The sequence below is a fragment of the Deltaproteobacteria bacterium genome (genome assembly GCA_035063765.1).
Lineage (GTDB): Bacteria > Myxococcota_A > UBA9160 > UBA9160 > PR03 > CAADGG01.
In genome coordinates this window covers 268,471-289,525 of record JAPSFT010000004.1, presented here as the reverse complement: position 1 = coordinate 289,525, position 21,055 = coordinate 268,471, and the positions used below count along the sequence as shown (strand labels likewise).

Annotated in this window: 20 protein-coding genes and 1 tRNA gene; 9 read left to right on the top strand and 12 right to left on the bottom strand. The window is 75.7% G+C overall.

Annotated features, from left to right (window positions below):
- The first annotated feature begins 13 nt into the window (after positions 1–13).
- Positions 14–3,040 (top strand): AAA family ATPase, encoded by a 3,027-nt coding sequence (locus OZ948_03910; GenBank protein MEB2343867.1) that lies wholly within the window; start codon positions 14–16, stop codon positions 3,038–3,040.
- Between the two features lie 13 nt (positions 3,041–3,053).
- On the opposite strand, the gene OZ948_03905 is transcribed toward OZ948_03910, so the two are convergent.
- Positions 3,054–3,635 carry a tRNA-(ms[2]io[6]A)-hydroxylase gene (locus OZ948_03905; GenBank protein ID MEB2343866.1) on the bottom strand — a complete coding sequence of 194 codons (582 nt, stop codon included), beginning with the start codon at positions 3,633–3,635 and terminating at the stop codon, positions 3,054–3,056.
- 40 nt (positions 3,636–3,675) lie between these two features.
- On the opposite strand from OZ948_03905, the gene OZ948_03900 reads away from it, so the two are divergent.
- The gene (locus OZ948_03900; protein ID MEB2343865.1) at positions 3,676–4,626 is read left to right on the top strand and encodes an aldo/keto reductase family protein; all 951 of its coding nucleotides are present in this window, start codon (positions 3,676–3,678) and stop codon (positions 4,624–4,626) included.
- Positions 4,627–4,635: 9 nt separating this feature from the next.
- On the opposite strand, the gene OZ948_03895 is transcribed toward OZ948_03900, so the two are convergent.
- Positions 4,636–6,042 (bottom strand): aldehyde dehydrogenase family protein, encoded by a 1,407-nt coding sequence (locus OZ948_03895; GenBank protein ID MEB2343864.1) that lies wholly within the window; start codon positions 6,040–6,042, stop codon positions 4,636–4,638.
- 143 nt (positions 6,043–6,185) lie between these two features.
- Here OZ948_03895 and OZ948_03890 point away from each other — a divergent pair, with 143 nt between their 5' ends.
- Complete coding sequence (locus OZ948_03890; GenBank protein ID MEB2343863.1) at positions 6,186–7,154, top strand: CvpA family protein; 969 nt, start codon at positions 6,186–6,188, stop codon at positions 7,152–7,154.
- A 117-nt stretch (positions 7,155–7,271) separates the two neighbouring features.
- Entirely contained in the window at positions 7,272–7,727 is a 456-nt protein-coding gene (locus OZ948_03885) for a VOC family protein (GenBank protein MEB2343862.1), read from the top strand.
- Between the two features lie 16 nt (positions 7,728–7,743).
- Here OZ948_03885 and OZ948_03880 read toward each other — a convergent pair whose 3' ends face one another.
- The gene (locus OZ948_03880; GenBank protein ID MEB2343861.1) at positions 7,744–9,234 is read right to left on the bottom strand and encodes an MFS transporter; all 1,491 of its coding nucleotides are present in this window, start codon (positions 9,232–9,234) and stop codon (positions 7,744–7,746) included.
- A 96-nt stretch (positions 9,235–9,330) separates the two neighbouring features.
- On the opposite strand from OZ948_03880, the gene OZ948_03875 reads away from it, so the two are divergent.
- On the top strand, positions 9,331–9,744 hold the full coding sequence (locus OZ948_03875; GenBank protein ID MEB2343860.1) for a nitroreductase family deazaflavin-dependent oxidoreductase: 414 nt from the start codon (positions 9,331–9,333) through the stop codon (positions 9,742–9,744).
- Positions 9,745–9,854: 110 nt separating this feature from the next.
- Here OZ948_03875 and OZ948_03870 read toward each other — a convergent pair.
- From OZ948_03870 to OZ948_03860, 3 genes are all read right to left on the bottom strand, one after another.
- A tRNA-Glu gene (locus OZ948_03870) sits at positions 9,855–9,930 on the bottom strand.
- Positions 9,931–10,027: 97 nt separating this feature from the next.
- Complete coding sequence (locus OZ948_03865) at positions 10,028–10,651, bottom strand: hypothetical protein (GenBank protein MEB2343859.1); 624 nt, start codon at positions 10,649–10,651, stop codon at positions 10,028–10,030.
- A gap of 133 nt (positions 10,652–10,784) precedes the next feature.
- Positions 10,785–11,417, bottom strand: a complete 633-nt coding sequence (locus OZ948_03860) for a DNA-3-methyladenine glycosylase 2 family protein (GenBank protein ID MEB2343858.1) — start codon at positions 11,415–11,417, stop codon at positions 10,785–10,787.
- Between the two features lie 50 nt (positions 11,418–11,467).
- Between OZ948_03860 and OZ948_03855 the strand changes: the two genes are divergently transcribed.
- The 4 genes from OZ948_03855 (at position 11,468) to OZ948_03840 (ending at position 16,472) form a co-directional block, all read left to right on the top strand.
- The gene (locus tag OZ948_03855) at positions 11,468–12,403 is read left to right on the top strand and encodes an ATP-binding protein (GenBank protein ID MEB2343857.1); all 936 of its coding nucleotides are present in this window, start codon (positions 11,468–11,470) and stop codon (positions 12,401–12,403) included.
- A gap of 369 nt (positions 12,404–12,772) precedes the next feature.
- Positions 12,773–13,921 (top strand): response regulator, encoded by a 1,149-nt coding sequence (locus OZ948_03850; GenBank protein ID MEB2343856.1) that lies wholly within the window; start codon positions 12,773–12,775, stop codon positions 13,919–13,921.
- Position 13,922: 1 nt separating this feature from the next.
- Positions 13,923–14,915 carry a hypothetical protein gene (locus OZ948_03845; GenBank protein MEB2343855.1) on the top strand — a complete coding sequence of 331 codons (993 nt, stop codon included), beginning with the start codon at positions 13,923–13,925 and terminating at the stop codon, positions 14,913–14,915.
- Between the two features lie 15 nt (positions 14,916–14,930).
- The gene (locus OZ948_03840; protein MEB2343854.1) at positions 14,931–16,472 is read left to right on the top strand and encodes a DnaJ domain-containing protein; all 1,542 of its coding nucleotides are present in this window, start codon (positions 14,931–14,933) and stop codon (positions 16,470–16,472) included.
- A gap of 75 nt (positions 16,473–16,547) precedes the next feature.
- On the opposite strand, the gene OZ948_03835 is transcribed toward OZ948_03840, so the two are convergent.
- Genes OZ948_03835 through OZ948_03810 form a run of 6 tightly spaced genes read right to left on the bottom strand, consistent with a single transcriptional unit; the run spans position 16,548 to position 21,007 of the window.
- Positions 16,548–17,558 carry a hypothetical protein gene (locus OZ948_03835; protein MEB2343853.1) on the bottom strand — a complete coding sequence of 337 codons (1,011 nt, stop codon included), beginning with the start codon at positions 17,556–17,558 and terminating at the stop codon, positions 16,548–16,550.
- Positions 17,559–17,562: 4 nt separating this feature from the next.
- Complete coding sequence (locus tag OZ948_03830) at positions 17,563–17,991, bottom strand: MaoC/PaaZ C-terminal domain-containing protein (protein MEB2343852.1); 429 nt, start codon at positions 17,989–17,991, stop codon at positions 17,563–17,565.
- Positions 17,988–18,485 (bottom strand): MaoC family dehydratase N-terminal domain-containing protein, encoded by a 498-nt coding sequence (locus tag OZ948_03825; protein ID MEB2343851.1) that lies wholly within the window; start codon positions 18,483–18,485, stop codon positions 17,988–17,990. The genes OZ948_03830 and OZ948_03825 overlap by 4 nt, the downstream gene beginning before the upstream one ends.
- Before the next feature lie 26 nt (positions 18,486–18,511).
- Positions 18,512–19,447: a rod shape-determining protein gene (locus OZ948_03820; protein MEB2343850.1), complete on the bottom strand. Its 936-nt coding sequence runs from the start codon at positions 19,445–19,447 to the stop codon at positions 18,512–18,514.
- A 30-nt stretch (positions 19,448–19,477) separates the two neighbouring features.
- The gene (gene rnk, locus OZ948_03815) at positions 19,478–19,897 is read right to left on the bottom strand and encodes a nucleoside diphosphate kinase regulator (GenBank protein ID MEB2343849.1); all 420 of its coding nucleotides are present in this window, start codon (positions 19,895–19,897) and stop codon (positions 19,478–19,480) included.
- 51 nt (positions 19,898–19,948) lie between these two features.
- Positions 19,949–21,007, bottom strand: a complete 1,059-nt coding sequence (locus tag OZ948_03810) for a phosphotransferase family protein (protein MEB2343848.1) — start codon at positions 21,005–21,007, stop codon at positions 19,949–19,951.
- Between the last annotated feature and the right edge of the window lie 48 nt (positions 21,008–21,055).

The window sequence follows — 21,055 nt, the reverse complement described above, 5'->3', positions numbered from 1 at the left end:
AGGTGAACTGGAGGTGAACTCCTCTTCCGCGTCGGGTGCCGGTCCCGCGGGGATCGTGCGCTTCGGCGCGTTCGAGCTCGACCTCGGGCGCGGGGAGCTCTACCGCCAGGGCCGCCCGGTCGCGCTCCAGGAGCTGCCCCTGCGGCTCCTCGTCCTGCTGGTCCAGCAGTCCGGGCAGACGGTCCAGCGGGATGACATCTTCCCCTGCCTCTGGCCCGGCGGCCTGGTCGTCGACTACGAGCACGGGCTCAACACGGTCGTCCGCAAGCTCCGGCGTGCGCTCGGCGACTCGCCCGCCCGCCCGCGCTTCGTCGAGACCGTGCCCCGGAAGGGCTACCGCTTCGTCGCGCACCTGCTCGACGACGAAGGCGACCTGGCGCCCTCCGACGATCGCGCCGACGCAGCCGCGGTCCTCGCGCGGATCCCCTTCGTCGGGCGCAGGCAAGAGCTGGCCGAGCTCGTGGCACGTGCACGCGCCGCGCTCGGCGGCCAGGGGTCGTTCGTGCTGGTGAGCGGCGAGCCGGGAGTCGGCAAGACCCGCCTGCTCGAGGAGCTGGCCGAGCGGGCACCCGCCGCCGGCCTGTACGTGTTCTGGGGACGCTGCGTCGAAGGGGAAGGCGCGCTGCCCTACGCGCCGTTCGGCGAGGCGCTCGCCGAGTGGGTCCGTGCCGCCGACCTCACCGAGGTGCGCGAGCGGCTCGGCGAGCACGCCCCGGTCCTCGCGCGCCTGGCGCCGGTGATCCGAGGGCGGCTTCCGGAGCTGGGCGAGCCGCTCCCCTCTGGCGCTGGGGACGAGGGCCCGCGCATGGCCCAGGCGATCGCAGAGATCGTGGCGGCGGCGGCCCGGCACCAGCCCCTGCTGCTGATCCTCGACGATCTCCAGTGGGCCGATCCGGCCACGAGCGCAATGCTCGCGCGTCTCGTGCGGCTCGCTGCCGGGCTGCCGCTCCTGATCGTGGCGGGCCGGCGCCCGGATCCGGCTGCCCCGGATCCGCCCGCGGGCGCGCGGATCGAGCTCGGGGGCTTCGACCGCGCGCACATGCACACCCTCCTCGAGCTGCTCTCCGGGGGCGAGGTGCCGCCCGCGTACGTCGATGCGTTCCACCGCGAGACGGGCGGCAATCCCTTCTTCATGCGCGAGATCCTGCTGCACCTCGCGGAATGCGGCGAGCTCGTCCGCGACGGGTCCGGGCAGTGGGTGGCGCTGCGCGAGGTCGAGGCGATCGACCTGCCGGCGAGCATCCGCGCCGTGGTCGAGCGGCGGCTTGCACGGCTCTCCGAGGATGCCCGGCGGCCGCTGGTCGTGGCGTGCAGCTTCGCGGGATCCTTCGACTTCCCGATCGCGGCGGCCGCTGCGCGCCTGGACGAGTCCGACGCGCTCGACGCGCTCGACGAGATCTACGAGGCGCAGCTCGTGCAGGAAGCCGACGTGGCCGACCGCTTCGAGTTCTCGCAGGCGCTCGTACGCAGCGTGCTCTACACCGGCCTCAATCCCGCCCGCCGTGCGCGCATCCATCGCCGCGTGGCGCTCGCCCTCACCCGCGAGCGCGGACGCGCGCTCTCCGCGGGCGAGATCGCTCGGCACTGGCGGCGCAGCGCCGAGCTGCCGGGGGCGGAGGCAGGCGTGGAGGCCTGCCTCGCCGCCGCCGGCGCCGCCGAACGGATCGGCGCCTGGGCCGAGACCGCGCGCTGGCTACGCACGGCGCTGTCGCTTGCGCCGACCGGTGACGCGCGGCGGCCCGCGATCGAGAGTCGCCTCGGGCTCGCGCTCGCGCGGGCCGGGAAGCCCGGGGAGGCGGCGCGCGTCGCCGCCCAGGCCGGCGATCGGCTCGCGCGGGCCGATGGGCCCGCGGCGGCAGCGAGCTATCTCGCGGACGTCGCCGATGCGATCTGGTGGGTCTCGCTGGACGCGGCGGCCTGGACCCTGGCCGAGCAGGGCCTCCGCTTCGCGGGGGCGCGCCGGGACCTCGTCTGGGCGCGCCTGCTCTCGCACGCGCTCTCGGGCCGCGAGGCCCACGACCCCGAGCTTCCGGGCGTGACCCGCGACGGGCCCGAGCGCCGCGAGCTCACCCGGGTGGTCCTGGCGCACCCCTCCGCCCTCGATCTCGCGCGCCCGACCGAGCTGTGGCGCCATCTCGTCCTGCCCTCGCGCGCCGAGGTCCTGGAGCGCGTGCCGGGCGTCGCGTCCCTGATCGGCTTCCAGGCCGGCGGGTACCGTGCGGCGCTCGCCGAGTTCCGCACGGCGGCCGAAACGGCGCTGCGGCGGCACCATCGGCTGCTCGCGGCGCTGCTCCTCGCGAGCGCCGCGCGCCTCGAGTCGGCCCTCGGAGCGCTGGCGGACGCGGACGCGTCGCAGGCCCGTGCCGAGGAGCTGGCGCGCGAGGGCCCCGCGTCGTCGCTCGTGGCGCTCCGGCTCGGCACCCTGGTGGGCGACCTCGCCCAGGTGCGCGGCGAGGGCTTCGAGGCGCTGGGACCCGCCGTCGAGGCCGCCCTCGCGACCGACGCGCCCGAGACGCGCTGGGTGCTGCCGCTGGCCTCCGCGGGGGCCGCGTCGGCCCACGCGATGGCGGGCCGCGAGCGTGAGGCTCTCGCAGCGCTCGTGCTGCCGCGCAAGGCGCTCGCGATCGCCCCCGGCTGGAGCTTCCCGTACGTCGCGACCCTCCACCGCACGATCGCGACGCTCTGGACCCTGGGCCGCGCGGAGGGGCTCGAGCCGCTCGAGGCGCTCCTGCGCGAGCGGGCGCTGGCGCCCGACTTCCGCCATCCCCATACCGACGCGCGCCTCTCGCTGGCGCGGCTGTGCGGACTCGGGGGCCGGACCGGGGAGGCGCTCGGGTGGCTCGACGAGGCGCGCCGGGTGCTCGACGAGCAGGGCGCGCTCCCGCTGCGCGCACTCTGCGACTACGACGAGGCGCTCCTGCACCTGCGGGCGGGCAGCCCCCGCCCGCGCGTCGCAGAGCTCCGCGAGCGCGCGCTCGCGCGCTTCGACGCGGTCGGCATGCCGGGCTGGCGGAAGCGTGCCGAGGCGCTGCTCGGCTGAGTCGCTCGCGCGCTCAGCCGTGCAGGCGCGGCGCCGGGGCAGCCGCCGCGAGGGCCTCCGCCTCGTGCGCCGCCAGGCTCGCGAGGCGCTCGCGCACCTCGGCCTCGGGGAAGTGCGCGAGCGCCAGCCCGACGTACTCTCCGTGGTGTCGTGCCTCGGCGGCCAGGAGCCCGCGGTAGAGCCGGGCGAGCGCGTCGTCGACCCCGGGCAGGGCCTCGGCCAGCAGGCCCATCCGCTCGCAGCTCCGCGCCTCGATGAGCGCGGCCACGAGCAGCGTGTCGAGCAGCCGCGCCGGCTCGTCCGGGCGCACGGCGGCGTGGAGGCGCCCTGCATACGCTCCGGGTCGCTGGGGGCGGAAGGGGATCCCGCGCCGGTCCAGGTGGCCGAGCACCTCCTCGAAGTGCGCGAGCTCCTCGCGGGCGAGTCGCGCGAGCGGCGCCTGGAGCGCGCGCCGCTCGGGGTAACGGAACAGGAGCGTCACGGCGGCGCCGGCGGCCTTCTTCTCGAGGTGCGCGTGGTCGAGCAGGATCTCGTCGAGGTGCGCGAGTGCGCGCCCGGTCCAGGCGGGGTCGGTGGGCGCAGCCAGGCGCAGCATGGCGGCGCAGTCTAGCCCGCCTCGCCTACCCTCCGCGCGCATGGAACACCGCCCGCTCGGACGCAGCGGCCTGCGCGTGAGCGAGATCGCGCTCGGCTCCTGGCTCACCTTCGGCGCCAGCGTGGACGTGCCCGGCACGGTCGAGGTCGTGCACGCCGCGCTCGACGCCGGGATCGTCTTCTTCGACACGGCCGACGTCTACGCGGGCGGCGCCGCCGAGGAGGCGCTGCGCGAGGCGCTGCGCGGCCTCCCCCGTCACAAGCTCGTGCTCGCGAGCAAGGCCTTCTTCCCCCTGTCCGAGGACCCGAACGACCGCGGTCTCTCGCGCAAGCACCTCTTCGAGAGCGTGCACGCCTCGCTGCGCCGCCTCGGCACGGACTACCTCGACCTCCACCAGTGCCATCGCTTCGACCCGACCGTGCCCGTGGACGAGACCGTGCGCGCCTACGAGGACCTGATCCGCCAGGGCAAGGTGCTCTACTGGGGGACCTCGGAGTGGAGAGCGGAGCAGATCACGGCGGCGCTCGCCGCCGCCGACCGGCACGGGGCCTACCGCCCGATCTCCAACCAGCCCCAGTACTCGCTCCTGCGCCGGGGGATCGAAGCGAAGGTGCTGCCGCTCTGCGCCCGCGAGGGGATCGGGCAGGTGGTCTGGAGCCCCCTCGCGCAGGGCGTCCTCACCGGGAAGTACCGGCCCGGCGAGCGGCCGGCGGGCACGCGCGCGGCGCACCCCTCCCAGGCGCGCTTCATGGAGGCCTTCCTCGGCGAGGAGGTGCTGGCGCGCGTCGAGGGCCTGCGGCCGATCGCGGGCGATCTCGGCCTCACGATGGCGCAGCTCGCGCTCGCCTGGTGCCTGCGCCAGGAGGGGATTGCGAGCGTGATCGTCGGCGCGACGCGCCCCGCCCAGCTCGCCGAGACCGCGAAGGCGTCGGGCGTGAAGCTCCCGTCCGACGCCGTCGCGGCGCTCGATCGGCTGTTCGCGGCGGCCTGACCCGCGCGGCTACTTCTTGGCGACGTTGACGGTCTGGATCTCGGTGAAGCCGAGCAGGCCCCAGGGCCCGTTCTCGACGCCGATCCCCGACCACTTGGCCCCGCCGAAGGGCACGTTCGGGCCGATCGCGAGGTGCTGGTTCACCCACGCGGTGCCGCACTCGAGCTGCCCCGCCACCTCGGCCCCCCGCTCGGGGCTCGACGACCAGACCGAGCCCGAGAGCCCGAACATGGTCGCGTTCGCGCGCTCGACGGCGTCGCCGACGTCGCGGTAGGTCAGGATCGGCAGCGCGGGCCCGAACTGCTCCTCGTCCACGAGGCGCGTGCCCTCGGCGATCCCGGTCACGAGCGTGGGCTCGACGAAGTAGCCGCCGCCGGCGCGCGCGCCGCCGCCGGTCACCACCTTGGCGCCGGCCTTCCGGGCGTCCTCGAGCAGCCCCACGACGCGCTCGAACTGGGGCTTGTTGTTGATCGGGCCGAGCTGGGTGTCGGGCTGCATGCCGTCGCCCGTCTTCACGCTGCGCGCCACCTGCGCCAGCGCCTCGGTGAGCGGCGCCGCGATCGACTCGTGGACGTAGAGGCGCTTGATGGCGCTGCACACCTGCCCCGAGTTCGTGAACGCGCCCCAGAAGACCTTCTCGGCGATCGCCGCGGGGTCGGCGTCCGGGAGCACGATCGCCGCGTCGTTGCCGCCGAGCTCGAGGGTGAGGCGCTTGAGGTCGGGCGCCGCCGCGGTCGCGACCTTCTTGCCGGTGGCGACCGAGCCGGTGAACGAGATCTTGCGCACGCGCGGGTGCGAGGACACCCAGGCGCCGAGCTCGTCGCCGCCCGACACCACGTTGACGACCCCCGGCGGGAGCGCGTCGCGCAGGATCTCGCCGAGCTTGAGCGTCGAGAGCGGCGTGAAGGGCGAGGGCTTGATCACGACCGTGTTCCCGGCGAGCAGCGCGGGCGCGATCTTCCACACCGCGAGCAGCACCGGGAAGTTCCAGGGCGTGATCGCGCCCACCACGCCGTAGGGGCGCCGGCGCACCTCGATGCGCGCGTTCTCGTCGTCCTGCACCACCTCGACGGGGATCTGGAGCGCCGCGGTGTAGCGGAACCAGACGGCGGCCCCGATCAGCTCCTCGCCCGCCTTCGCGAGCGGCTTGCCCTGCTCCTGGGTCAGGATCGGGGCCAGCTCGCCGAGCCGGGCCTGGATCGCCTCGGCGCAGGCCACGAGCGCCTGGCGGCGGCGCGCCTCGTCGCGCTGCCAGGGGCCGAAGGCGCGGTGGGCCGCCTCCATCGCCGCGTCGAGCTGCGCGCGGCTGCAGCTCGGCGCCTGCGCGAAGACCTGGCCGGTGGCGGGGTTCACGACCCCGAAGCTGCTCTCGCCGGGCAGCGCCTTGCCGTCGATCGTGAGGGTGAAGTCGCTCATCGTTGCACTCCTTCCTTCCGGGCCTTCCGTCCGGGCCTTCCTTCCGGGCGCGTCCGGCGCGCTCCCGGCCCGGTCGCGAGCCCGGAGGCTAGCAGCAAAGGGGGCGGCTCAGGCCCCTGCGGCGCCCCGCCGATCCCTCGCCCATGGCTGCCGACCTCGTTGCCCTCGGGCTGCTCGCGATCTGCGCGCTGCTCGGAGCATGGCGCGGCGCGTGGGCGAGCGCGACGGCGCTGGCGGCGCTCGCGGCGGGCGGTGCGGCCTCCGTGGCCGGTGCGTTCGCGCTCGGCCCGGGCGTGGCGGCGGCGCTCGGGATCCCGGTCTGGGTGGGCAGTGCCGCCGCGGGCAGCGGGTCGTTCCTCGTGACGGCGCTGGCGATCGGGCTCGCCGGGCGCGCGGCGCGCCGCGCGGCCGACGCGCGCCGCGGCGGCGCGGCGCGCTCGCCGCTCGATCGGTGCGCGGGCGCCCTGCTCGGCGCGGCGCGCGGTGCCGTGCTGGTGCTGCTCCTCGGGGTGACCACGATCTGGCTCGACGCAGCGCGCGAGCTCGCCGCACCGGACCCTGCACCGGAGCCGGCTGCCGACACGCCGCTGCGATCGCTCACGCGCGCGGCGCTCGAGGGGATCGCCGGGGCCGCCGGCGGCCAGGAAGCGAACGGCGCGGGCGTGCTCGCGGCCCGCGTCCTCGCGCACCCGGCCGAGAGCCTCGGCGCGCTGCGCCGGGTCGCCGAGCACCCGGCGCTCGCCGCGCTCGCCGACGACCCCGGCTTCTGGGGCGAGATCGAGGCCGGCCGCCCCGACTTCGCGCTCGCGCGCCCGAGCTTCCAGGCGCTGGCCGGGGACGGGGCGCTGCGCCGAGACCTCGCCACCATCGGCGCCCTCGATCCTGCTGCGGCCGGCGACGCCGCCCGCTTCCGGGCGGCCCTGCGCCCCGTCCTCGTGGAGCTCGGCCCGCGCCTCGCCGCGCTCCGCCGCGATCCCGAGCTGCTCGCGCTCGCGGGCGATCCCACCCTCGCCGACGCCCTCGCCCGCCGCGACGTCCTCGCGCTCCTCGCCCACCCCGCCTTCCAGCGCGCGCTCGCGCGCACCCTCTCGCCCCCGGCTCCGCGCGGCTGAGGGCACCGCTGCTGCTGCGAGCCGGGCGGGGAGGAGAGGATCCACCGCTCGCCGGGCCCTGCGGTGCAGGGCAGCGCCGCCCATGGCAGTCTCCGCGCCGGAGGAGGAAGGGACTTCGTGGGCGACCCGAGCCGCGAGCCGATCCGGGAGCGCATCGACGTCGGCGCGACCCACCTCGCGCTGGTCGCCTCCGACCTCGCGCGCAGCCTCGCCTTCTACGAGCGCTACGCCGGGATGAAGATCGTGCACGATCGCACGGATCCCGGCGGCGCCCGCGTGGTCTGGCTCTCGGACCTGACGCGCCCCTTCGTGCTGGTGCTGATCGAGGGGCGCGTCGAAGCGCGGCTCGGTGGCGCCTGCCACCTCGGGGTCGGCTGTGCCTCGCGCGAGGAGGTGGACCGCCTGGCCGGAGCCGCGCGTGCCGAGGGGTGTCTCGAGCTCGGCCCGACCGACTCGGGTGCGCCGGTCGGCTACTGGGCCTTCCTGCGCGACCCGGACGGCCACCACCTCGAGCTCTCCTACGGCCAGGAGGTGGGTCTCACCGTCGCGCACGCGAAGGAGCCGGGCGCCTGAGCGCGGCGCGCGCGGCTCAGGGCGGCGCGCGCACGGAGCCGGCGGCGGAGACCTCGGGCGCCCCCGCGCTCGCGAGGGGCGCCGCGCCGCGCCGCTCGTCGAGCGCATGCGCGATCGCGGCGTGCCGCGTGCGGTCGAGGCGGTAGCCGGCGAGGAGCGCGATCGCGACCACCGCGAGGAGCCCGACGCCCGGCCCGGCGAGCAGGCCGAGCCCGAGCACCTGCGGCGGGCCCACCGCGTCCATCGCCGCACCCGCCGGGAAGGCGATCGCGTCGAGCCCGAGGCCGGCGATCTGGTGGCCGATCCCGGAGGCCGACTTCGCGGCGAGCGACTGCGCGCCGAACAGGAGCCCCTCCTGGCGGCGGCCGGTCGCGAGCTCGTGCTCGTCGGCGACGTCGGCCATCATCGAGCCCGCCGTCACGAGCGCCGCGGCGGCGAAGAAGGCCGCGAGCGCGCTCGCCGCGACCAGCGACGGGAGGTAGGCCGGCGACCCGTGCGCCGGCCACGCGCCCGCGATCTGGAGGCACGGCGGCAGGAGCACCCACGCGCTGAAGCCGGCTGCGCCGATCAGGAAGGTCGGCTTCTTGTCGAGCCGGCGCGCCGCGAAGGTCCAGACCGGAAGCCCCACGACGACGCCCGCCGCCGAGCCGATCGTGAGCTCGAGGAGCTCCGCGCTCGTGATGCGCCAGAAGTAGGTGCCCATGTGGAGCCCGAGCGAGGTCTGGACGCCGCGCATCACGAAGAAGACCACCACGCCGGAGAAGAGCGCGCGGAACGAGGGGCTCGCGAGGGCGGCCCGCACCTCGCGCACGAGCCGCCCCGCGCCGAAGGGCTCGGGCGCGGCGGCCGGGCGCACGAGCAGCGGGATCCGGTGATGGGTGCCGAGCGCCGAGGCCCAGATCGCCGCCGCCATGCCGATCGCGAGCACCCCCCCGAAGCCCGGATAGCCGGCCGCGTCGAGCTGTCCGGCCGGATGGTCGGGCGTCGAGCGGAACCAGATCGCGAGCCCGAGGATCGGCGCGCCGATGCCACCGAGCAGGCCGAAGAACGCGCGCACCGCGACGATCGAGGTGCGCTCGCCGTAGTCGTCGCTGAGCTCGGCGCCGAGGGCCATGTGCGGCACGAAGTAGAGCGTCATCGCGAAGCGGACGAGGAGCGCGAAGCCGGTGAGCCAGGCGAAGAGCCCGAGCTGGCCGAGCCCGGGCGGGGGCGCGAAGAGCAGCGCGAAGCCGGCCGCCATCGGGAGCGCTGCCGCGTAGAGATAGGGATGCCGGCGTCCGAGCCGGCTTCGCGTCGAGTCCGAGAGCGAGCCGACCAGCGGATCGGCCACCGCATCGACGAGCGGCGCGATCATCATCGCCGCGCCGGCCAGGGTGCCCGAGAGCCCGAGCACCTGCGTGTAGTAGAAGAACAGGAAGAACTCGAAGGCGCCGTTCTTGGTGCCCTCGGCGAGCGCGCCGACGCCGTAGGCGAGGCGGGTCGGGAGGGGCAGCGCGGGAGGGGCCACGGGGGGCGGAGTCTACCGGGAGCCGGGCGGCCGCGGCCCGGGGGCGCGGGCCGGGCCGCCGATCGACACGGCTGCCCGGCGTGCGATCCTGGGGGCATGCCCGACTTCAGCCTCTTCGGCGACGAGCACGTCCGGCAGTACGAGGCCACCGGCGGCCGCACCGGTCACGACTGGAACGGCGCCTCGGTCCTGATCCTCCACACCCGGGGCCGCCGGACCGGCGAGCTCCGCAAGTTCCCCCTGATCTACGGCCGGCACGGGAGCGACTACGTGATCGTCGCCTCGCGCGGCGGCTCGCCCGAGCACCCGGGCTGGTACAAGAACCTGCTCACGCACCCCGAGGTCGAGATCCAGGTGCACGACGCCGTCGTGCCCGTCACGGCGCGCACCGCGACCCCGCTCGAGAAGCGCCGCCTGTGGCCGATCATGACCGCCCAGTGGCCGGACTACGACAAGTACCAGGCCGGCACCACGCGCGACATTCCCGTGGTGTTGCTGACCCCGCGCTGAGCTCCCCCGCGCCGGGTGCGCCGCTCCACCTCCCGCCGAGCGACGACCGCGAGGCCGGCGAACGTGCGCGGGATGCGTACCCACCGCGCGTGCCGTGGCAGAGGGCGGGCTGGCGTCCCCAACGGGAATCGAACCCGTGTTACCGCCTTGAAAGGGCGGAGTCCTAGGCCTCTAGACGATGGGGACGAGGGGCAGGTGCCGCGCGGACCCTAACAGGGGGGATCGCGGGCGGCCATCGTCGCGGGTGGCGGGGCGGGAGGGCGTGGCCTGCCGGCGGCGCCCGTCAGCAGCGGCGCCGCGAGGATCCCTGCGCCAGCGCCGCCAGCGCGAGCAGCCCGAGCGCCGCCGACGCGGCCGCGTCCGGCTCGGGCACCGAGACGACCCGCAGCGTGAAGCTCGTCCCGGAGAGCTGCGAGAGGTCGATCTCCCAGTCCGTCGCGCCCGGCTCGGCGTCGAGCTCGCCGATCTCGAGCAGGTCGGTGGGCGGCAGCGGAGGGGACGGCTCGATCAGGGCGGTGACGTCGTCGGGCCTGGTCACCGGGACCAGCTCGAAGTCGAAGTTGCGGACGGTGCCGACGGGGACGAAGCGGGCGCCCCCGTCGAGCCGCAGCTCGACGCGGGTGAAGGCGACCTCGTCCGCCAGGTACGAATCGTTGTAGACGTACGCCCGCAGGGTCAGCAGGTCGATGGTCCGCTCGCCGCTCGTGGTCTGGATCTCGAGCGCGACGTCCGCCAGCGTGAGCAGGGAGAGGTCGAACTCGAGGACGCCGTCGTCCGAGAAGTCCGCGCACTCGGCGATGTCGCGGTCGAGGTCCTCGCAGTTGGCGACGACGGCGGCCCGCACGGGGGCGGCAGCCGCCAGGATCGCGATGCCGAGGACGCTCGCGAGGCGAGGCAGGTTCTGCAACGAGGAGGCCCTCCTCAGAGGTGGGGAGCCCGCAGGGTAGCCGGAGTGGGACCGCCCGCTCGATCGGGAGGTCGGCCCCACCGCCGTCGACCTACGCCGGACCACGCGCGCCGACGCCTCCTCCGCCGAGGCGTCAGCCCGGCGCCACCGGGTCGAGGGCGCGCCACAGGTACCAGGACGCCACCGAGCGCCAGGGGCGCCAGGGCTCGGCGAGTGCTGCGAGCTGTGCCGGCTTCGGCAGCTCGGGCAGGCCGTAGAGGAGCATCGCGCTCTTGCGGACCCCGTAGTCGCCGACCGGGAGCACGTCGAGCCGGCCGAGCGAGAACAGGAGCAGCATGTGGGCGGTCCACGGGCCCACGCCCCGCACGGCGGTGACGGCCTCGACGACCCCGTCGTCGTCGAGGCGGGCCAGGCGGCGCGCGTCGAGCACGCGGTCGTCGAAGGCGGCGGCGATCGCGTGCAGCGAGGCGATCTTCTGGCGCGAGAGGCCGCACGCGCGCAGCTCCGCGGGCGCTGCGGCGCGCAGCACGGCGGGCGCCGGGAGGCGGCCGCCGAAGCGGGCGGCGAGGCGCGCCTCGATCGCGCGCGCCGCGTGGCCGGTGATCTGCTGGTGGAGCACCGAGCGCACGAGGTAGCGATAGGGGTCCCCGCGTCGCTCGAGGCCACAGACACCGACGCGCCGGATCAGCGCGCCGAGGACCGGGTCGCGCCGCGCGAGCGTGCGGGCGGCGCGCGCGAGTGCGGCGGGGTCGAGGCGGTCGGGCACGGCGAGCGCAAGGTAGCGTCGCCGGGCGGGCCCGTGGCTATGCTGGCCGGATGGTGCCGACCGCCCGCGACACCGCCCGCGAGCGCGCCCAGAACCTGTGGGCCTCCTTCGAGCGCAAGTTCGCCCCGATCGCGCGGGCCGCGCTCTTCGACGCGGCGCCCGCGGTCGGGGTCGACGACATCGGCGGGCTCGCGGCGGCGAAGGAGGAGGTCCTCACCTACGCCTGCGCCGCGACGAACCCCGAGGTCTACGCGCACTGGGGCACCTTCCCGCCGAGCGGGGTCCTCCTGATCGGCCGCGCGGGGGTCGGCAAGACCCTGCTCGCCAAGGCCCTCGCGACCCGCAGCGGGACCAGCTTCGTCGGTGTCGACGTGCCGCGGCTCGTGGTCGAGGTGATCCATCGCGGCGGCCAGGCGGGCGAGCTGCTCGCGGGCTGGAGCCAGGCGCTCGTGGAGATGCCCCCGCTCACGGTCTTCTTCGAGGAGCTCGAGTTCTCGCGCGCCGACGAGATCGGCAGCCGGCGCCCGGACCTGCCGGTAGGCCCGATCATGGACTTCCTGCTCGATCTCCTCGACCGCACCATCGCGATCGAGGGCACGCTCGTGGTGGGCTCGACGGCGCACCCCGACACGCTGCGCACGGCGTTCCTCGCCGAGCGCCGTTTCGAGCGCGTCGTCGAGGTCGACCCGCAGTTTCCCGAGGACGTGATCGCCGCGCTGCGCATCCACCAGCTCGCCGCCGAGAAGCGTGCGGGGCGTTCGCTCTTCGACGCGGTCGACTGGCAGGCGGTGGTGAGCCGCTACCAGGGCCCCAGCACCGGCGAGTGGATCCGCGTCCTGCACGGGGCGCTGCGCCGCAAGGCGCGCTGCCAGGCGGCGGGCGAGGACGAGGGCCCCGTGACGACGGCGGACCTCCAGGGCGAGGTCGAGCGGCTGCGCGCCGCCCGCACCCGCCTGCCCGAGCCCGGCGCCGGCATCTACCTCTGACCCGGACGCGGCGGCGCCCGCACGCAGCGGCGAGCGGTCCCCGACCCGAGAACGTCCCACGCGCGAGACGCGCCCGCGCTCGCGCGCAGCCGGACGCGCCGCGTGCGCCCGCACCGGCGCCCTGCATCGCTCGCGAATCCGCCGCCTTGGCATCGCGGCTGCACGCCGCGCCGCGCGCGCGCGGGCGGCAGCGCAGAGGCAAGCTGCGGGCGCGCCACGGCCCGGCTGCGGACCGGCTGCCGGTCCCGTCCCGGCCGCGGGATTCCCACCGCACCTCGACCGGATCCGCGGAACCGCGCGTAAGTCGCTGATCCAGCAATCGGAGTCGGGATCCCAGCGATCCTGGCACGGCTCTTGGAAGAGGAGCCGGTGAACCCAGCGGAGTCCATGGTGAGCGAGCAGACCATCCTCTTCGTCGACGACGAGGTGAACATCCTGAAGGCGCTCAAGCGCCTGACGCGCCACGAGCCCTGGATGGTGCTGTGCGCGGCGCGCGGCTCCGAGGCGCTCGAGCTGCTCGAGCGCTCGCCCGCGCAGGTGGTCGTCTCCGACCAGCGCATGCCCGAGATGAGCGGCGTCGACCTCCTCCAGTCGGTGCGCGATCGCCATCCCGACGTCGTGCGCATGATGCTGACCGGCTACACCGAGATGAACGTCGCGGTCGAGGCGATCAACCGCGGCGAGATCTTCCGGCTGATCACGAAGCCCTGGAACGACGAGGAGCTGAAGGCCACGATCCGCCAGGCCTTCGACCACTACCACCTCAAGCGCGAGATCAAGCGCCTCAACCACGTCACCCGCGAGCAGAACTTCAAGCTCCAGGACATGAACCGCAACCTGGAGGCCAAGGTGCGCGAGCGCACCAAGCAGCTCGCCGAGAAGCACCAGGAGCTGCGCACCGCCTATGTACAGACGATCCGCGCGCTCGCCGAGGCGGTGGACGCCAAGGACGCCTACACGCGCGGCCACTCCGAGCGGGTGGGGGTCTACGCCTCCAAGATCGCCCGCGAGATGAGCTTCCCGAAGGAGTTCATCGAGCGGGTCTACATCGCCGGTCTGCTGCACGACGTGGGCAAGATCGGGGTTCCCGACCACATCATCACCAAGCCCGACCGCCTTACCGAAGAGGAGTACGAGGAGATCAAGAAGCACCCGGAGATCGGGGCCAAGATCCTCGAGCCGGTGACCTTCCTCGCCGACGTGGTGCCCTGCGTGCGCCACCATCACGAGTGGTACGACGGCTCCTGCCAGGGTTACCCCTTCCGCCTGCGCGGCGACGACATCCCGCTGCCCTCGCGCGTGATCCTGGTGGCCGACACGGTCGAGGCCATGACCAGCGACCGCCCCTACCGCAAGGCGCTGCCGCTCGAGGCGGTGGTGCGCGAGCTCCACGCCTACAGCGGCACGCAGTTCGACCCGGTGGCCGTGAAGGCGATGCTGCTGCTGCTCGAGCGCGAAGGCGAGCGCTTCCTGCGCAAGGACCAGAAGTTCGACATCTACGAGTTCATCGAGGGCTAGCGTGGAGCGTCCCGGCCGCGACGAGCTCGCAATCGACGAAGGCCTGGCCGCCGACCCGCGCTTCCTGTGCGACGCGCGGCTCCTGGCCGGCCTCCACGCCGAGCTCGGCCGCAGCCCGGGCGACGGCGAGCGCCGCGGCGCCCTGCTCCGCGCGGGCTTCCTGCACGGGCTGCGCGACGCCTCGCGCGGCGGGCGGGCGCAGCTCGGCGAGGGCGCGCCGTGGATGGCGGCCCCCGCGATCGCCATGCGGCTCGGGGACGCGCTCCCGACGCCGGGCGTGGCCGGCCGCCCGCTCGCCCTCGGCGGGAGCTGGCCGGCGCAGCTCGAGGCCGAGGCGGTGGTGCTGGCCTGCGGGCGCAGCGCTCGGCCCGCCTGCCTGCTCTCGGCGGCCTACACCTCGGGGTGGCTCTCGGCGCTCTGGGAGGCCGACGTGCTCGCCGTCGAGCGCACCTGCGCCGCGCGCGGCGACGGTGCCTGCACCTTCGAGGTGCGCGACGCCGCCGGCTGGACCGCCGCCGCCGATCCCGCCGCGCGGCTCCTCCTGCCCGCCCTGCCCTTCGGCCTCCTGCGCGACCGGATCGAGCGCGAGCGGCGCGAGGCCGGCGGCGTGGAGGACGACCCCGAGGTCGCCTTCGACCCCGGCAGCCCGGCCGTGCACGTCTGGGGCCCGGTGATGGTCGTGCCCTACGCGGGCGACGAGACGGCGGTCGCCGTCGAGGCGGTCGCCCGCCAGCCCGCGGCGGCGGCGGTCACGGTGGTGGTGGTCGACCTCCAGGGCGCGATCGTGGACGACGGCTTCGGGGCGGTGGCGCTCGAGCGCGTGGTCGAGGCGATCGAGGCACGCGGCGCGGAACCCATCCTGGCCGGGATCTCACCGCTCTCGGCCCGGGTCGTTGCCGGGCTCGAGCGGGGTCCGGTGGTCTCGCGGAAGGACCTGCGCAGCGCGATCGCGCTGGCCTTCCAGATCGCCGAGTCCCAGCGGCATACCGCCTAGTCGAGGAGGACGGCGATGGCGAAGGCGATGGCGAAGGCCGTGGAGGCCGCGTCCCTGGACATGCAGCGCGAGAAGGGGCGACTCGACGAGACGCCGCTGCCGGCACTGCTCCTGGCGCTCTACCGCCGGCGCGCCTCGGGCCGGCTCGAGCTCGCGCGCGAGGGCGTGGCCAAGCGCGTCTGGCTCCGGGAAGGCGTCCCGGTGCTGGCGGAGTCGAACCTGCCGAGCGAGAGCCTCGGCATCCAGCTCCTCGACGCCGGCCGGATCCGCCGCGACGACTACGCGAAGCTCGTCGAGGCGGTGCGCGAGCGCCGCTGCAAGGAGGGCGCCGCCCTGCTCGCCCTCGGCATGATCGGCCCGCAGGAGCTCTTCGGCGCGCTCAAGGACCAGGTGCGCCGGCGCCTGCTCGACGCGATGGGCTGGCCGCACGGCGAGTGGAGCTTCGACGCGGCCGACGCCCCGGCCGCCGACACCTCGGCCTTCCGCTGCGACCCGGTCGCGTTGACACACGAGGGCGTCGCCATCCACTGGCCGCCCGCGCGGCTGCGCGCGGCGCTCGCGGCCGCGCTGCCCCGCTACCCCGAGCCCGGCCCGCGCTTCGCGGCGCTGGCGGGCCGGCTGCACCGGGATCCCGACGTCGAACGCCTGCTCGCCGGCCTCGACGGCCAGCGTACGCTCGCCGAGGTCCTCGGCGAGGCGCCGGGCCCGACCGTGCTCGCCGCCGCCTGGGTGCTCGCCGCGCTCGAGGCCGCCGTCTGGCACGAGGCCCCCCTGGCAGCCGGAGCCGCCACGCAGGCGACGCCGGGAGGCGACGCGGGTCCGGAGTTCGAGATCGTGATCGGAAGCGCCGCCGCCCCGGACGCCCCGCCGGCCGCCGCGAGCGCCGCCGGCAGCGCGCGTCCGGCTGCCGCGCGGGGGCCCGCGCCCGACGCCGCCGCCTTGCGCCGCGAGATCGTCGCGCTGCACGAGCGCCTTCGCGAGCACGATCACTACGGCGTCCTCGGCCTCGCGCCCGACGCGCCGCTCGCCGCGGTCAAGCGCGCCTACTTCGCGGCCGCCAAGCGCTTCCATCCCGACGCGCTCGGGGTGCTCGGGCTCGGCGACCTGCGCGGGCAGGCCCAGGAGGTGTTCGCGCGCATCGTGCAGGCCTACGAGACGCTCTCCGACCCGGCACGCCGCCGCGACTACGACCAGGGCCTCGCGGGCGACGAAGGCGGCGAGGCTGCTCGCGTGATGCAGGCCGAGGCGCTCTACCGCAAGGCCGAGATCCTGCTGCGCGCCGGCAACTTCAACGGCGCGCACGACTTCCTGCGTGCCGCCGTCCAGCTCTATCCGGAGGAGGCGGCCTACCAGTCGGCGCACGGCTGGGCGCTCTACAAGAAGAGCCCCTCCGATCCGAAGGCCGCACGCGGGCCCCTCGAGCGGGCGATCGCGCTCGAGGGCCAGGATGCCGTTGCCCACTTCCGGCTCGGCCTCGTGCTGCGCGCGCTCGGCGAGGAGGCCGCCGCCAAGCGCGAGCTCGAGCTCGCGCGGCGGCTCGATCCCAAGGTGAAGTAGCCCTGCCGTCCGGCCCCGATGGGCCGGCGCCGCGCCCGCCACCCGGTTCCGCCACCTCGCGCGGCTGGCCGCCCGCTACTCGGCGGTGCGGGACGGAGCGGGCCGCAGGTCGTTCGCGCGGGGCAGCGCGCTGCGCGCGCGCGGCTCGGGCAGGACGGTGAGCCGCCGCGGGTCGCGCAGCAGCTCGCGCAGGCGCACCACGACGAGCCCGTACTCCCCCCCCTTCGGGTCGCGCCAGAAGATCCGGCCCGCCGCCTCGCCGACGCGCAGGTAGGGCCCGTCGAGGCCGTGCTGCTCGGCGAGGCGCCCGAGCCGGTCCACCAGGTCCGTCCGCCAGGGCTCCACCGCCTGGCTCGAGAGCACCGCGCCGCTCGGCAGGCGGTAGAGCGCGCGCAGCGCGGGATCCGAGACGTCCCCGCCCGCGAGCAGGGCGCGGCCGGCGCGCGGGACCTTCTCGACCTCGCTCGTCATCACGCTCTCGCCGCGGCGCACGTGGCCCTCGAAGCCGAGCGCGTGGCCGAGCTCGTGGAGCGCGAGGCCGGTCTGCTCGGCGGGGGTCAGCGCGCGCGGCTTCGACATCCCGCCGCCCGTGCGCCGCGCGAGCCGCAGGCGCGCCGATGCGAGCTGTGCCCCCGCCACGACGCCGGCGCCGGCCCGCTGCTGCGAGAGCGGGGCGATCCGGCAGTCGACCACCGCGTTGCCGGTGTCGCGCCCGGCGCCCGTCTCGATCGCCTCGTCGGCGAAGCGGATCTCGATCGGCGCCGGCGCTCCGTCGGCCAGCGGGAGGAAGCGCACGCCGAGGCCCGCACCCTCCCAGGCGCGCAGCGCGGCCTCGATGGCGCGGCGCTCCTCGGGGCTCGCCTCGGGCGGGAGCGAGACGGGAATCGGCGCGTCGCTCGGCCAGCGGCAGAAGAAGAGCGTCGCGCGCCCGGCGGCCGGCAGCACGAAGGGATGGCCCTGCGCGAGCAGGCGCGCCTCCTCGGCGCCGAGCGAGGGGAAGCGCGCGTCGAGCGCCTCCTGCCGCGGGCTTCCGCTCGCGCACGCCGCCAGCACCAGGGCGAGCACGAGCCCGCGCGGGCGGCCCATGGGCTCAAGCCGGGAGCTGGGCGACGGCCTCGCCTGCCACCACCGGCTCTCCGCGCTGGTTGGTCGTCACGAGCTCGATCGCGACCCGGCCGTCGGCTTCGACGGCCGTCACCGTGCCCCTGGCGGTGAGCGTGTCGCCCGGCCAGACCTGGCGCACGAAGCGCACGCCGAAGGAGCGCAGGACGCCGTCGCCGAGCCAGTCGGTGAGCAGCCGCCCCGTGAGCCCCATCGTCAGCATGCCGTGGGCGAACACGGAGGGGTAGCCGGCGCCCCCGGTCGCGAAGGGCTCGTCGTGGTGGATCGGGTTGAAGTCGCCGGAGGCGCCCGCGTACATCACGATCTGGGTGCGTGAGAGGGTCTCCACGACCACCTGCTCGCGGCTCGTACCCACGGCGAGCTCGCGCGCGCGCAGCTTCGGGCTTCCAGCGCTCATCCTTCCACCGCCTTCTCGGTGACGATTCCGACACTTGTCGCTGTCACGACGAGTACGCCCTCCTCGTCGCGCAGCTCGGTGATCGTCTCGCGGAAGCGCAGCTTGCCGCCGCGCTTGCCCTCCTTCTCCCAGCTCCGCCCCGGCCGGCTCGAGACGCGCAGGCGCATGCCGGCCCGGAGCGGCTGGTGGTACTCGAAGCGTTGCTCGCCGTGGAGCAGGCGCGCGCTGCCGCCTCCGCCGCTGCGGCTGCCCGCGCGGCCCGCGTCCGCCTCGCCCGGCGGCACCTGGCGCGCCGGGATCTGGCGGATCCCGCGCAGGCCCGCCTCGGGGTTCCAGAGCGCCGATGCCACGGCAAAGGTCGGGGGCGCGATCACGCCGCCGAGCGGGGTCGCCTTCGCGTGCTCCTCGTCCCAGTAGATCGGGTTCGTCTCCCCGAGCGCCGCCGCGAAGTTCAGGATCGCCGTGCGGTCGACGGGAAACTCGAAGTCGGCCATGGGTCTCCTCCTCGGGGCCGCGCTCGTCAGCGCAGCGCGGGTGCCAGGCGGCCGGCGCGCGCCAGGGCGCGGGCGCCGTCCACGACGGCGAGGAGCGGGTCCGGGGCGCGCCAGACCGCACGCTCGAGCTCGCCGACCAGCCGCCCGCTCATGCCGTCGAGCAGCGCGCCGCCGCCGGTCAGACACACGCCGGCGTCGGCGACCTCGGCCGCCAGGTCGGGCGGGAGGCCCGCGAGGAAGGCGCCGACGTGCGCGACGATCCGCTCGCTCACGGGCTCGAGCGCGGCGTGCAGGGCGTCCACGTCGAGCCAGGCGCGCACGGGCCCGAAGCCGCACCCGGGGCTTCCGACCACGTGGATCCGCTGCGGCGTGCGCCGGCCGCGCGCCACCCCCGCCTCGCGCAGCACGCGCTCCGACTCGACCGGGCTCACGCGGATCTCCACCGCCTCGTGGATCCACTCCGAGGCCGCCTGGCGCAGGTCGGCCACCGCCACGCGCAGGGCGCCGGCGTGGACGACGCGGCCCTCGCGCACGACGGCGCAATCGGTGACGCCCTCACCGATGTCGACGAGCGCCTGCGCCTGGCGCGCGTCGGGCGCGAGCCCGGCGCCGACTGCGGCCGCGAGCGGCTCGGCCACGATCACGACGCTCGCGGCTCCCGCGCGGCGCACGGCGTCCACCACCGCGGCCTGCTCTTCGGCGCTCGCGTCGCTCGGCACGCAGGCCAGCGCCCGCGGCCGCCGCCAGCCGCGCGCTCCCGCCTGGCGCAAGAGCTCGCCGAGCACGCCCGCCGCGGCCTCGCCGTCCACGACCACGCCTTGGCGCAGCGCCGCGCGCGCGCCGCCCGGCCGCCAGATCACCGAGGAGCGCGTGAGCGGCACCGTGCGCGCGGGCGCGTGTACGCGCGTGGCGGCGGTGCCGAGATCGATCGCGAGCTCGCAGCTCTGGAAGGGATGCAGCACCGCCAGGCCCCCCTCGGTGCGGGCTGAACGCTACAGGTGGTGGTCGCCGGCCGCCTCGGGCTGGTAGGAGACGGCGATCACCCGGATCCGGCGCGCGCGGCCGTCGGGCACCGGCCACTCGATCGTGGCGCCGACGCGCAGCCCGAGCAGCGCGCTGCCGATCGGCGCGAGCACGGAGATCGCGCCGCGCTCGGCATCCGCGGCCGCCGGGAACACGAGCCGCAGCTCGGACTCCTCGCCGGTGGCCTCGTCGACCACCCGCACCTGCGAGTTCATCGTGACGACGTCGGGGGGGACGTCCTTCGGCTCGACGACGTCCGCCCGGTCGAGCTCCGCCCGCAGCAGGTCGAGGTTCTCGCCGCCGCCGACGCGATCGAGCAGGCGCTCGAGCCGCTCGAGGTCGAAGCGGGAGACGATCAGCGCGGGCGGAAGCTTGGCAGAGGCCGTCATGACCCGGCGAGAGAAGCCCTTGTCGGTGGCGGTGTCAAGCTGCGGGTGGGGTTACGGGCGCCGCGCCGCGGCGAGCCGGAAGAGCGCCCGCGCGCCCTCCCCCATGCCCGCGAAGCGCGGGTCCTGCGTCTGGCCGCGGTGGTAGCGGACGTAGATCTGCTGGAGCACGACCGCCATCTTGAACGTCCCGAACACCAGGTAGTAGTCGAGCGAGGCGAGCGAGCGGCCGCTGCGCTCGCCGTAGCGCCGGGCGGCCTCGGCGCGGCGCAGGAAGCCGGGGACGGCCGTCGGCATCGGGTTCAGCGAGGCGGCCGTCTCGTCGGGCTCGTACCAGACCGCGAGCACGGTGCCGAGGTCGGCGAGCGGATCGCCGCGCGTGCACATGTCCCAGTCGTAGACGGCGACGCAGCGGCCCGGGTCGTCGGCGGCCACCGCCATGTTGTCGAGACGCCAGTCGTTGTGAAGCAGCGTGGGCGCCGGCGACCCCGGGAGGTTGTCGAGGAGCCAGCGCTGGAGCTCGTCGGCGAGCGCGAAGGGCTCGACGCGCGCGCGCTCCCAGCGGCCGGTCCAGCCCTGGACCTGGCGTTCGAGGAAGCCCTCGGGCCGGCCGAGCTCGCCGAGGCCGGCCGCGGCCGGATCGACCGCGTGGAAGTCGGCGAGCACGTCCACGACGACCTCCGAGAGCTTGCGGTTGGCCTCCGCGTCCGCCCCGCCCCCGAAGCAGGCCGGGATCCCGCCGCGCACGACGACGCCGTGGCGGCGCTCCATCACGAAGAAGGGTGCTCCGAGCACGCTCGTGTCGTCACAGAAGAGGAAGGCGCGCGGCGCCAGCGGGAAGGCCCGCCACAGCCGGGAGAGCACCCGGTGCTCGCGCTCCATGTCGTGCGCGCCGGGTGCCACCGGCCCGAGCGGCGGGCGGCGCAGCACGTACTCGACGTCGGGGTACTGGAGCAGGTAGGTCAGGTTCGCGTGCCCGCCTCCGAACTGGCGGACGGTCAGGGGCCCCTCGCTGCCCGGGAGCCGGCCGCCCAGGTAGGCGGCCAGCCGGGCCTCGTCGAAGCGCTCGTCGGGGCGGACCTCGATCACCTCGGGCGCGGGGGCAGCCGACATCGGCCGGATCCTAGCCCGGCCCGCGGGCAGGGTTGTCCGCGCGGATCG

Bases quoted from the DNA above. Each gene is read 5' to 3' on its own strand.
- OZ948_03905 (MEB2343866.1), bottom strand. From the start codon at position 3,635: ATGCTGCGCCTGGCTGCGCCCACCGACCCCGCCTGGACCGGGCGCGCA.
- OZ948_03900 (MEB2343865.1), top strand. From the start codon at position 3,676: ATGGAACACCGCCCGCTCGGACGCAGCGGCCTGCGCGTGAGCGAGATC.
- OZ948_03895 (MEB2343864.1), bottom strand. From the start codon at position 6,042: ATGAGCGACTTCACCCTCACGATCGACGGCAAGGCGCTGCCCGGCGAG.
- OZ948_03890 (MEB2343863.1), top strand. From the start codon at position 6,186: ATGGCTGCCGACCTCGTTGCCCTCGGGCTGCTCGCGATCTGCGCGCTG.
- OZ948_03875 (MEB2343860.1), top strand. From the start codon at position 9,331: ATGCCCGACTTCAGCCTCTTCGGCGACGAGCACGTCCGGCAGTACGAG.
- OZ948_03855 (MEB2343857.1), top strand. From the start codon at position 11,468: ATGGTGCCGACCGCCCGCGACACCGCCCGCGAGCGCGCCCAGAACCTG.
- OZ948_03840 (MEB2343854.1), top strand. From the start codon at position 14,931: ATGGCGAAGGCGATGGCGAAGGCCGTGGAGGCCGCGTCCCTGGACATG.
- OZ948_03835 (MEB2343853.1), bottom strand. From the start codon at position 17,558: ATGGGCCGCCCGCGCGGGCTCGTGCTCGCCCTGGTGCTGGCGGCGTGC.
- OZ948_03830 (MEB2343852.1), bottom strand. From the start codon at position 17,991: ATGAGCGCTGGAAGCCCGAAGCTGCGCGCGCGCGAGCTCGCCGTGGGT.
- OZ948_03825 (MEB2343851.1), bottom strand. From the start codon at position 18,485: ATGGCCGACTTCGAGTTTCCCGTCGACCGCACGGCGATCCTGAACTTC.
- rnk (MEB2343849.1), bottom strand. From the start codon at position 19,897: ATGACGGCCTCTGCCAAGCTTCCGCCCGCGCTGATCGTCTCCCGCTTC.
- OZ948_03810 (MEB2343848.1), bottom strand. From the start codon at position 21,007: ATGTCGGCTGCCCCCGCGCCCGAGGTGATCGAGGTCCGCCCCGACGAG.